Annotated in this window: 10 protein-coding genes and 1 tRNA gene; 5 read left to right on the top strand and 6 right to left on the bottom strand. The window is 74.0% G+C overall.

The window, feature by feature from the left end:
* Positions 1-36: 36 nt before the first annotated feature.
* Complete coding sequence (locus FHL79_RS23950; RefSeq protein WP_138761060.1) at positions 37-987, top strand: Ppx/GppA phosphatase family protein; 951 nt, start codon at positions 37-39, stop codon at positions 985-987.
* An 85-nt stretch (positions 988-1,072) separates the two neighbouring features.
* On the opposite strand, the gene FHL79_RS23945 is transcribed toward FHL79_RS23950, so the two are convergent.
* Positions 1,073-1,393 carry a DUF4235 domain-containing protein gene (locus FHL79_RS23945; protein ID WP_246081180.1) on the bottom strand — a complete coding sequence of 107 codons (321 nt, stop codon included), beginning with the start codon at positions 1,391-1,393 and terminating at the stop codon, positions 1,073-1,075.
* A 55-nt stretch (positions 1,394-1,448) separates the two neighbouring features.
* Here FHL79_RS23945 and FHL79_RS23940 point away from each other — a divergent pair, with 55 nt between their 5' ends.
* The 3 genes from FHL79_RS23940 to FHL79_RS23930 all read left to right on the top strand — a co-directional run bounded on the left by FHL79_RS23940 (position 1,449) and on the right by FHL79_RS23930 (position 3,226).
* Positions 1,449-2,210 carry a uracil-DNA glycosylase gene (locus FHL79_RS23940; protein WP_171058328.1) on the top strand — a complete coding sequence of 254 codons (762 nt, stop codon included), beginning with the start codon at positions 1,449-1,451 and terminating at the stop codon, positions 2,208-2,210.
* Between the two features lie 8 nt (positions 2,211-2,218).
* Positions 2,219-2,292 (top strand) — tRNA-Leu (locus FHL79_RS23935).
* A gap of 118 nt (positions 2,293-2,410) precedes the next feature.
* Entirely contained in the window at positions 2,411-3,226 is an 816-nt protein-coding gene (locus FHL79_RS23930; RefSeq protein ID WP_171058327.1) for a Bax inhibitor-1/YccA family protein, read from the top strand.
* A 124-nt stretch (positions 3,227-3,350) separates the two neighbouring features.
* On the opposite strand, the gene FHL79_RS23925 is transcribed toward FHL79_RS23930, so the two are convergent.
* Entirely contained in the window at positions 3,351-4,571 is a 1,221-nt protein-coding gene (locus tag FHL79_RS23925) for an acetyl-CoA C-acetyltransferase (protein ID WP_138761056.1), read from the bottom strand.
* Positions 4,572-4,678: 107 nt separating this feature from the next.
* Positions 4,679-5,698, bottom strand: a complete 1,020-nt coding sequence (locus tag FHL79_RS23920) for an SGNH/GDSL hydrolase family protein (RefSeq protein ID WP_138761055.1) — start codon at positions 5,696-5,698, stop codon at positions 4,679-4,681.
* Positions 5,699-5,783: 85 nt separating this feature from the next.
* Here FHL79_RS23920 and FHL79_RS23915 point away from each other — a divergent pair, with 85 nt between their 5' ends.
* On the top strand, positions 5,784-7,139 hold the full coding sequence (locus FHL79_RS23915; protein WP_138761054.1) for a DUF2252 domain-containing protein: 1,356 nt from the start codon (positions 5,784-5,786) through the stop codon (positions 7,137-7,139).
* A 6-nt stretch (positions 7,140-7,145) separates the two neighbouring features.
* Here FHL79_RS23915 and FHL79_RS23910 read toward each other — a convergent pair whose 3' ends face one another.
* The 3 genes from FHL79_RS23910 to FHL79_RS23900 form a co-directional block, all read right to left on the bottom strand.
* Positions 7,146-7,610 (bottom strand): GNAT family N-acetyltransferase, encoded by a 465-nt coding sequence (locus FHL79_RS23910; RefSeq protein ID WP_138761053.1) that lies wholly within the window; start codon positions 7,608-7,610, stop codon positions 7,146-7,148.
* Positions 7,611-7,710: 100 nt separating this feature from the next.
* The gene (locus tag FHL79_RS23905) at positions 7,711-9,702 is read right to left on the bottom strand and encodes a VWA domain-containing protein (protein WP_138761052.1); all 1,992 of its coding nucleotides are present in this window, start codon (positions 9,700-9,702) and stop codon (positions 7,711-7,713) included.
* A 2-nt stretch (positions 9,703-9,704) separates the two neighbouring features.
* Positions 9,705-11,160 (bottom strand): sigma 54-interacting transcriptional regulator (locus FHL79_RS23900; protein ID WP_218938594.1); only part of this gene is annotated, 1,456 nt, incomplete at its 5' end.

Below are 11,160 nucleotides of genomic sequence, written 5' to 3'. Positions count from 1 at the left end.
CGCCCAGCCCACCCTGAGAGACCCCGAGGACGTCCGATGACCCGGGTCGCGGCCATCGACTGCGGCACCAACTCCATCCGCCTGCTGGTCGCCGACGTGCCGCCCGAGGGCGCGCACACCGACCTGCTCCGCCGGATGGAGGTCGTCCGGCTGGGGCAGGGCGTCGACGCCACCGGCCGGTTGGCCCCCGAGGCCATCGAGCGGACCCGGGTCGTGCTCGCCGAGTACGCCGCCCAGGCGCGCGAGCTGGGAGCCGAGCGGGTGCGGATGGTGGCCACCAGCGCCAGCCGGGACGCCGCCAACCGGGCCGACTTCGAGGCCATGGTGACCGCCACCCTGGGCCAGCTGCCCGACGTCGTCCCTGGGGTGGAGGAGGCCGAGCTGTCCTTCCTGGGGGCGACCGCCTCGCTGTCCGCGGCGGCGCAGGCGCAGGGGGCGCCCCCGCCGCGTCCGCCGTTCCTGGTGGTCGACATCGGCGGCGGGTCGACCGAGTTCGTGCTCGGCGACGCCGGCGGGGTGCGCGCGGCCCGGTCGGTGGACGTCGGGTGCGTGCGGCTCACCGAGCGCCACCTGCACAGCGACCCGCCGCCCCCGGACGAGGTGCAGGCCGCCGAGGCCGACGTGCGGGCCGCCCTCGAGCTCGTCGCCGCCGACGTGCCGGTCCACGAGGCCGTCACCCTGGTCGGGCTGGCCGGCTCGGTGACGACGGTGGCCGCGCTGGCGCTCGACCTGCCCGCCTACGACCCGGTCGCCATCCACGGCTCGCGCATCCCGGTCGCCGCCGTCCGGTCGGTCACTGCCGGGCTGCTCAGCGCGACCCGGGCGAAGCGGGCCGGCTACCCGGTCATGCACCCGGGCCGGGTCGACGTGATCGGCGCCGGCTCACTGGTGCTGCGGGTGATCATGGACGCGTTCGACCTGGACGAGGTCGTGGTCAGCGAGCACGACATCCTCGACGGCATCGCCCTCCGCCTGGCGCGTCCCTGATGCCGCCTGCGGCATCAGGGACGTCGGCCCCTCTGCAGGGGCCCGCGCCGAGCTTGCGAGGCGTGGGGGGCAGAGGGGTCCTTCCTCAGGCGGCGCTGGCGGTGTTGACGCCGGGCGGCAGTTCGCCGGTGAGCTTCTGGTACACCGCTGCGGCGCCGCGGGCGGCGACCAGCCGGCCGGAGGCGTACAGCACGCCGGACACCGCGGCCCAGGCCAGTGCGTCGGGCCAGGTGACCCCCGGGGCGGCCGGGTTCTTCGGCGGCGGGTAGCCGCGCACCTTCAGCCACGCGGTGTCGGCCGCCTTCTTCACCACGATGCCGGCCGGGATCGCCATCGCCGGGCCGAGCAGCTTGTAGAGCAGTGGGGTCTTCGGCTCCTGGGCCTTCGCCTTCTGGGTCTTCGCCACGTCGCCGATCATGCCCGCCGCCGGACCGCGCCGGACCATCTGGTCTGCTGAGCCGGTGGCACGTGACGCCGACGGCTACCCCGTCACCCGCAGCGCAGCCGGGGTGCTGCGCGCCGCCGCGGGCACCCGCGAGCTCGCCGTCCTGGACGAGCGGATCTCCGGCTGCCGGGCCTGCCCGCGGCTGGTGGCCTGGCGCGAGGAGGTCGCGCAGGTCAAGCGCGCCTCGTTCCGCGACCAGGAGTACTGGGGGCGGCCGGTCCCGGGGCTCGGCCCGGCCGACGCCCGGATCGCCGTGGTCGGGCTGGCGCCGGCCGCGCACGGCGGCAACCGGACCGGGCGGGTGTTCACCGGCGACCGCAGCGGCGACTGGATCTTCGCCGCGCTGTGGCGCGCTGGCCTGGCCAACCAGCCGACCTCCACGCGCATCGGCGACGGCCTGGCGCTGACCGACGTCCGGGTCTGCGCCGCGGTGCGCTGCGCCCCGCCGGCCAACGCCCCGACGCCCGAGGAACGGGACACCTGCTCGCCGTGGCTGGCCCGGGAGCTGGCGCTGCTGCCGCGGTTGCGCGTCGTCGTCGTCCTCGGCGGCTTCGGGTGGACGTCGCTGTGGCCGGTGCTCGGCGCGGCGGGGTACGCCCTGCCCCGGCCACGCCCCGCGTTCGGGCACGGGGTCGAGGTCGCCCTGTCGGGTCCGCGCGGCCCGGTCACCCTGCTGGGCAGCTACCACGTCAGCCAGCAGAACACCTTCACCGGCAAGCTGACCGAGCCGATGCTGGACGCCGTGCTGACCCGGGCCACCGAGCTGGCAAGCTGCTGAACGCTGACGCCCCCGTAGCCCAATCGGCAGAGGCAGGCCCCTTAAAAGGGTCCCAGTGTCGGTTCGAACCCGACCGGGGGCACACCCGTCGGGGTGGTCGTGTGCAGTCGGGAACTCGCCGCGCCCACCTGGCGTTGAACCCGACGACGTGGGGAGGACCAAAGCCCCACCGACCGACCAGTCACCTCGAGGAGATGACGATGCCCAGCAGCAACCCGGCCTTCAGTCGGGGCTTCCCCGCGGCCGGCAACAGCCAGTACGGCGGCTGGGGCGCCGGCCCGCAGCAGACGTACGGCGGGGCGCCCACCCAGCACGACCCGTACTCGGCCCCCTCGCCGTACGCGGCCACCGGCCGCGCCTACATGACGATGGACGACGTCGTCACCAAGACCGGGCTCACCTTCGTGGTGACCGTCCTGGCCGCCGCAGCGACCTGGGCGATGCCCGGCAACTCCGGCATCGCCCTGGCGCTGCCGGCGATCCTGATCGGCCTGGTCCTCGGCCTGGTCATCTCGTTCAAGCAGATCGCCAACCCGGCTGCGACGCTCTCCTACGCGGCCCTGCAGGGCATCGCGGTCGGCGGGATCAGCGAGATCTACGCCGCCAACTTCGGCGGCAACATCGTCATGCAGGCGGTGATCGGCACCTTCGGTGTCTTCTTCGGGATGCTCGTGGTCTACAAGACCGGTGCCATCCGGGTCACCCCGAAGCTGACCCGCTGGGTCGTCGGTGCGCTGTTCGGCGTGCTGGCGCTCGTGCTGGTCAACCTGATCGCCAGCTTCTTCACCCCGGGCGGCCTCGGCCTGCGCGACGGTGGTCCGGTCGCGATCATCTTCAGCCTGGTCGTCATCGGTGTGGCGGCGTTCTCGCTGCTGCTGGACTTCGACATGGCCGACGAGGCGATCCGCCGCGGCGTCGCGCCGAAGTTCGCCTGGTACATCGCCTTCGGCCTGCTGGTGACGGTCGTCTGGCTGTACCTGGAGATCCTGCGTCTGCTGAGCTACTTCCGCGAGTGAGCTAGCTGACCCCAGCACCACATGACAGTGGCCCGGCCCCGCGAGGGGCCGGGCCACTGTCGTTCCGGCCCCCTGCAGGGTCCCGTCGCGAGCTTGCGAGTGGCGGGGGGCAGGGGGTCCTTCGTCAGCTGAGGCGTTCGAGGACCATGGCCATGCCCTGGCCGCCGCCGACGCACATGGTCTCCAGGCCGAACTGGCCGTCCCGGGCGCGCAGGCCGTTGAGCAGGGTGCCGGTGATCCGGGCGCCGGTCATGCCGAAGGGGTGGCCGACGGCGATCGCGCCGCCGTGCACGTTCAGCTTGTCGATGTCGATGCCCAGGTCGCGGTAGCTGGGGATCACCTGCGCGGCGAAGGCCTCGTTGATCTCCACCAGGTCCATGTCGGCGATGGTCATCCCGGCGCGGGCCAGCGCCTGCTCGGAGGCCGCGACCGGGCCGTAGCCCATGATCTCCGGCGAGAGCCCGGTGACCCCGGTGGAGACGATCCGGGCCAGCGGGGTGATGCCGAGGTCGGCTGCCTTGGTGTCGCTCATGATGACCAGGGCGGCGGCGCCGTCGTTGAGCGGGCAGGCGTTGCCGGCGGTGACCCGGCCGTCGGGGCGGAACACCGGCTTGAGGCCGGCCAGCCCCTCGACCGTCGTCCCGGCGCGCGGGCCGTCGTCGGTGCTCACCACGGTGCCGTCCGGGGTGGTGACCGGGGTGATCTCGCGGGACCAGAAGCCGCTGGCGATGGCCTGCTCGGCCAGGTTCTGGCTGCGCGCGGCGAACTCGTCCATGTCCTGGCGGCTGACGTCCTTGAGCAGCGCGAGGTTCTCCGCGGTCTGGCCCATGGCGATGTAGGCGTTGGGGACGTCGCCGTCCTCGCGCGGGTCCCGCCAGGACTCCGCGCCGCTCTCGGCCGTCTTGGCCACCCGGGCCTCGGCCTCGGCGAACCGGGGGTTGTGGGTGTCGGGGATGGCGTCGGAGTTGCCCTTGACGAAGCGGGACACCATCTCGACGCCGGCGGAGATGAAGACGTCGCCCTCGCCGGCCTTGATCGCGTGCAGCGCCATCCGGGTGGTCTGCAGCGAGGAGGAGCAGTAACGGGTGACCGTGGTGCCCGGCAGGTGGTCCATGCCCAGCAGGACGGCGACGATCCGGCCCATGTTGAAGCCCTGCTCACCGCCGGGCAGGCCGCAGCCGAGCATCAGGTCGTCGATGTCGGTCGGGTCCAGCTGGGGCACCTGGTCCAGCGCCGCGCGGGTGATGGTCGCGGCCAGGTCGTCGGGCCGCAGGTCCTTCAGCGACCCCTTGAACGCGCGGCCGATGGGGGAGCGGGTGGCAGCGACGATGACGGCTTCGGGCATGGGTCCTCCACGATGAGGGGCGCCACCTCACGGGCGGCGACGGACGTCGGGTCGTCCCTCAAGCTACTCCCGGGTAGTGAAGCCGTCCCCGGGCGCGCAGCCACCACTCAGGACGGGACGGCGGTGCGGGCAGCCTCGTCGGCCTGCTCGGGGGTCGGGATCTCCGGCGGACGACGCCGGCGCAGCCGCGCCCACGGGCCCCGCGGTCCGGTCTCCCGGCCGCGGACCTCGGTCGGCTGGACCTCCGTGCCGGTACGGCCGGCGGCGCGGGCGGCGGCCTGTGCCACCGGCCGCACGGTGTCCCGGCGCAGCCGCAGCCCGCGGTCGGCCGCGGCCGGCCACACCCCGATCGCGTCGGCGATCGAGGGGAGCAGCGAGGCGGCCGCGGCCGCGTAGCCCGCCGCCGACGGGTGGAACTCGTCGCTGCTGAACAGTCCGCGGTCGGTGGCGAACGAGGGACCGAGCACCGAGCCCAGGGAGACGGTGCGACCGCCCTCGGCGACGACCGCGATGGTCTGCGCGGCGGCGAGCTGGCGGCTCCACCGGCGGGCCAGCACGCGCAGCGGCTGCGCGATCGGGCGGATGGTGCCCAGGTCCGGGCAGGTGCCGACGACGACCTCGCAGCCCTGGGCTCTCAGCGCCCGCACCGCCTCGGCGAGCGCCCGCACCGACTCCGCGGGGCGGGCCCGGCTGGTGACGTCGTTCGCGCCGATCATGATGAGGGCGACGTCGGGGCGTTCGGGCAGGGCGCGCGCCACCTGGTCGGCGAGCTCGCGGGAGACGGCGCCGGACCTGGCGAACTTCACCAGCCGGACCGGACGTTCGGCGAGCTCCACCAGCGCCGCGGCGATCAGCACGCCCGGGGTCTCGCCGGCGTTGTCCACGCCCAGACCCACCGCGCTGGAGTCGCCCAGCACGGCGAAGACGATGGGCTTGCCGCGGCCACGGCCGTAGACGCCGTTGCCGGTCGGGGGATCGGGCTGGGTCCGTTGTGCGGTCACCCGACGGCGCGCGGCCCGGGCCTCCTCGCGCAGCAGGGTGACCAGCGCGGCCCCGGCGAGCCCGACACCGCCGCCGCCGTACACGGCCCCCGTCGCCAGTCGTCGCGCCCTGCTGGCTCGCGTCACCGGGCCACGTCCTCTCCTCCGGCTCCTGGTTGCGTGCCGCACCAGGAGCTGATCCCCAGGCTAACCACCCCCTACGTTGAGGGGCGTGGCTGATCGAGCTGACCTCACCCCTCCGGACGACCGTCGGCGTCAGGAGCAGATCGTCGACGTGCTCGTGGACGCCTTCGCGCAGCTCATGGCGGTGGACGCCGACGCGTTCCGCACCAAGTTCCGCAAGATGGCCGCGGACCCGTTCGCGTTCTACCGCGGCTCCGCCTGCCTGTTCTACGCCGACATGGCGACGCTGGAGGACCGGTGGTGTGACGAGCGGACGTCGCGGGTGTGGATCCAGGGTGACCTGCACGCCGAGAACTTCGGCACCTACATGGACGGCGCCGGGCGCATCGTCTTCGACGTCAACGACTTCGACGAGGCCTACCTCGGGCACGTGAGCTGGGACCTGCGCCGGTTCGCGGCCAGCTTCGCGCTGCTGGCCTGGCGCAAGGCCTTCGCCGACGACGTCATCGGCGAGATGGTCGGTGGGTACCTGGGTGCCTACCTGGACCAGGTGGCGGCCTTCACGCACTCGGACGACGACCGGTCCTTCGCCCTGCTGCAGGAGAACACCGAGGGAGCGGTGCACGACGTCGTGCTGGCCACCACGGCCCGCACCCGGCTGGACCTGCTGGGCCGGCTGACCGTGGTGGAGCGGTACGAGCGGCGGTTCGCCGACCGGCCGCGCAACCGCCGGCTGCCGGACGACGAACGGGCCGAGGTGCTGCACGCCATCGACCGCTACCGGGAGACCGTCCACCCGCCCCGCCGGCGGCGTGACGTCGCCTACGACGTCAAGGACGTCGTGGGCACCGGCGGCTTCGGCATCGGCAGCGCCGGGTTGCCGGCGTACAACGTGCTGCTCGAGGGGTACGACCAGGCGCTGGAGAACGACGTCGTCCTGTCGGTGAAGCAGGGGAACGTGCCCGCACCCAGCCGGATCGTGCGCGACCCGGAGATCGCGTCCTACTTCGAGCACGAGGGGCACCGGACCGCGGTCAGCCAGCGGTCGCTGCAGGCCAACGCCTCCCAGTTCCTCGGGCACACCGAGATCGGCGGGGTCGGCTTCGTCGTCGCCGAGCTGTCGCCCTACGAGGTGGACCTGGACTGGGAGGACCTCACCGAGCCCGAGGAGATCCGGCCCGTCCTCGCCCAGCTCGGCCGGGCGACGGCGAAGCTGCACTGCGTCGGTGACGCCGACAGCGACCACACGCTGGTGCCCTTCCAGACCGAGGAGGCGATCACCACGATGATCGGCGGCCGCCGCGAGGAGTTCATCGCCGACGTCGTCGACTTCGCGCACGGCTACGCGCGGCGGACCAGGGAGGACCACCGGCTGTTCGTCGACGCCTTCCGTGCCGGGCTGATCCCCGGGATCAGCTCCAGCGGGGACCACCCGTCGGCGTGACCCCGGTCAGCGGATCGGCAGCTCGATCAGCATCCCGCGGTGCGGGCCGACCGGGCGCAGGTCGTACTGCTCGGTGACGATCGAGAAGCCGATCCGCTGGTAGAAGCCGACGGCGGCCTCCCGGGCGTCGCACCAGACCAGGTCCCCACCACGGGCGGCCACCCGGATCAGCCCCTCGGCGACCAGCGCCCGGCCGGCCCCCAGCCCGCGGACCCGCGGGTCGGTGGCCATGCCCCGCAGCTGCCAGGAGCCCTCGCCCGCCCGCCACGGGCAGTCGCGGGGGTGGAACCGGACCACGCCGACGATCTCGCCGCCGTCCAGCCGCGCGGCCAGGTGCAGCGCGTAGGGGGCATCGTCGCCGTCCATCTCCGGGGGGCGGCCCTGGCGGAGCTCCTGCGCGCGCAAGGCGTACGTGTCGGCGGCCGAGACCTGCTCGATGGTGATCGTGCCCGGGCCCGCGTCGCTGCTCACGCCCGCCATTCTCCCCAGCCGCCCGGTGACGTGCTGGAACGGCCCCGCTGCAGGGCCCCGCCGCGAGCTCGCGAGTGGTGGGGGGCAGCGGGGCCCTTCGTCAGCGACCGCGGCGGCCGCGCCTGACCCGGAGGTAGTCGGCGACCACGTACTCGCCCAACCGCTCGCTGTCGGGCTGGAAGACCCGGCCGCCCGCCCGGGCGGTGATGTCGTGCACGAACTCGACCAGCGACGGCTCGGGGTCCAGCGCGAAGACGTTGAGGGTGGCACCGGAGCGCGCGACCCGCTCCACCTCCGCGACGGTGCGGGCGATCGTCTCGGGCATCGGCGGCCAGCAGAAGTAGGGCGTCCCGTCGTCCTCGAGGTGCGCGGTGGGCTCCCCGTCGGTGACCACCAGCACGACCGGTTCCGCGTCCTTGTGCTTCGCGAGGAAGCGGCGGGCCAGCATCAGCCCGTGCTGCAGGTTGGTGCCCTGCAACGTGTCGACCGACAGCTCGGCCAGCGTCTCCGGGCGGAGCACCTGCGCGGTCGAGGAGAAGCCGATGATCTCGATCGCGTCCTGCGGGAAGCGGGTGGTGACCAGCGAGTGCAGCGCCATCGCCGTCGACTTGGCCGCGCCCCAGGTGCCGCGCAGCGCCATCGAGTAGGAGAGGTCGACCAGCAGCGCGACGGCCGCGCCGGTGCGCCGCTCGGTCTCCACCACCTCGAAGTCGTCGACCGCGATCTTCACCGCGCGGCCGGCCGCCCTGGGTCCCCCGGCGGTGCGGAGCACGGCGTTGCGCACGGTGCGGACGACGTCCAGTGGCTGCTCGTCGCCGAACCGCCACTCCCGGGAGGCCCCGGTGAGCTCACCGGCCGCACCGGCGTCGGCGACGTCGTGCTCGCCGCGACCGGTCGCGTCCAGCTGGGCGAACACCCGGCGCAGCGCGGTCGCGCCCAGTCGGCGCACCGCCTTGGGTGACAGTTGCAGTGCGCCGTCGGACCGCTGCAGGTAGCCCTGCCGCTCGAGCTCGCGTTCCAGCCGGCGCAGCGCCTCGAGGTCGTCGACGGCGGAGCGGCCCAGGGCCTGCTCGAGCAGCTCCTGGTCGATGTCGGCCAGCGAGGCACCGGCGTACCCCTGGGACAGCTGCTGGGACAGCGACTCGAGGTCGGCGAGCTCGGCGACCGCGGTGGTGGCATCGCCCATGCCCAGCGGCTGCTCGCCGTCGGGCACCGGGCCGCGCTGCCCCCAGGGCAGGTCGGGTCGGGCCTGGCGGAGCGCGTCGGACAGGTGTGCCATCTCGCTCTGCAGGCCCAGGTCGCCCATCGCCTGCTCCATCAGGCCCTGCAGCTCGGCGCGCTGGTCGGGGGAGAGGCCGGCGAGCATCCGCTCCTGGGCCGCGGCCCGTCGGGCCAGCGAGTCGATCAGCTCCTCGACCGACTGCGGGTCGTCGGGGAAGAACTGGCCGTGCTTGCTCATGAAGTCGGCGAACTGCTGGTCGGTGTCCTCGCCGCGGTTGTGCGCGTCGACCAGCGCCGACAGGTCGGCCACCATGTCCTTGACGGCCTGCATGGCCGCGCCATCGCCGTCCTGCATCTGCTGCAGCGCCTGCTTCATGCCCTGGAAGGAGCTGTCCAGCACCTCCTGGCGGAGCAGGTCCTGGATCTGCTGGAAGGCCTGCGCCGCCTCCGGCGAGCGCCACTCGTGGTCCTTCAGCGCGCGGACGGCGCCGGCGGTGTCCTCCGGCAGCTGGTCCAGCTCGGCCTCGGCGAGCCGGGCGGCGTCGTCCGGGTCCGGGAAGAGCGCGGCGCGCTCGGCCTCGAGCGCGGAGTCCAGCAGCTCGCGGACCTGCTCCAGCGTGCCGTCCATCCGGCCGGCCTGCCGCGCCTGCCGCAGCCGGTCGCGCACCGACCGGCGCAGCTGGTCGAGCCCGCGCCGACCGTCGGTGCCGCGGCGCAGCAGGTCGCGCATCGCCTCGCGCACCCCGCTGCCGCCCAGCACCTGGTCGCCGATCTCGTCGACCGCGGCGGCCACGTCGTAGGGCGGCGCCAGCGGGTCGGGCCCGCCGCGCCACCGGCCGTACCGGTAGCCCCGGGGACGTCGGTCGGCCATCGTCAGGCCCCGTACACGGTGCGGGAGCCGTCGGTGTCCTTGGCCAGCCGGCGGGTCAGGTACAGCCCCTCGAGGGCGAACTCCACGGCGGCGGCGGCCTGCTCGGCGGACTGCTCGCCCTCGGGCACCCCCAGCCGGCCCAGCAGCTGCGCCAGGTGCGGGATGGTGCCCAGTTGGCCGAGCAGCGCCGCGGCCGGCACCAGGTCGCCGGACTCGACCGTCTCGCCGCTGGTGAAGTGCTCCTGCAGGCCGGTCAGGTCCAGCCCGCCGCAGCGGGCCCGGAAGGTCTGCGCCGTGGCCTGCCGCAGCAGGTGCTCGAGCACCTCGAGGTCCCGGTCGTCGTCGTTGTCGCTGCCCGCGTCGGCGAACTCGACCTTGCCGCGGCTGGCCGGGACGATGCTCGGGAGGTCGACCACCCGGGCCACCGGCCGGGGCTCGCCGGCCACCGCCGCCCGGCGGACGGCCGAGGCGGCGACCGTCTCCAGCCCCGCGATGGCGAACCGGGCACTGACCCCGGAGCGCTGGTCGACGTGGCTGGACTCGCGGACCAGCCGGGTGAACCGAGCGACGATCTCGACCAGGTGCTCGGGGACGATCGGGGCGTCGAAGGCTGCCCCGCCCCTTCCCGACCCGCCCTCGAGCCAGGTGGTCTGCGCCTCCTGGCGGAGCAGCCGTAGCTCGTCGGCCAGCTCGATCGGGTAGTGGGTGCGCACCTCGGCACCGAACCGGTCCTTGAGCGGGGTGATGATCCGGCCGCGGTTGGTGTAGTCCTCGGGGTTGGCGCTGGCCACCAGGAGCAGGTCCAGCGGGAGCCGGACCCGGTAGCCACGGATCTGGATGTCGCGCTCCTCCAGCACGTTGAGCAGCGCGACCTGGATCCGCTCGGCGAGGTCGGGCAGCTCGTTGACGCTGAAGATGCCGCGGTTGGTGCGCGGCACCAGGCCGTAGTGCACGGTCTCCGGGTCGCCCAGGGTGCGGCCCTCGGCCACCTTGATCGGGTCGACGTCGCCGATCAGGTCCCCGACGCTGGTGTCGGGTGTGGCCAGCTTCTCGCCGAACCGCTCGCTGCGGTGCAGCCAGCCGACCGGGGTGGCGTCGCCGTGCTCGGCGACCTGCCGCCGCCCCCAGACGCTGATCGGCTGCAGCGGGTGCTCGTTGAGCTCGCTGCCGACCAGCACCGGCGTCCACTCGTCGAGCAGGCCGACGAGGGTGCGGATGAGCCGGGTCTTGCCCTGCCCGCGCTCGCCGAGCAGGACCAGGTCGTGGCCGGCGATCAGGGCACGCTCGACCTCGGGGACGACGGTGTCCTCGAAACCGACGATGCCGGGCAGGGAGGGCTCGCCGGCGGCCAGCCGGGCGAGCAGGTTGTCGCGGATCTCGGCCTTGACCGGCCGGGGGGTGGCCCCGCTGTCGCGGAGCTCGCCCAGCGTCGTCGGAGCAGGGGCGTCGGGAGCGGGA

It is taken from the genome of Modestobacter altitudinis (assembly GCF_005930475.1).
Classification (GTDB): Bacteria; Actinomycetota; Actinomycetes; order Mycobacteriales; family Geodermatophilaceae; genus Modestobacter; species Modestobacter altitudinis.
Note: the sequence above shows the minus strand (reverse complement) of the source record. Positions and strands in the feature narration are given on the sequence as shown.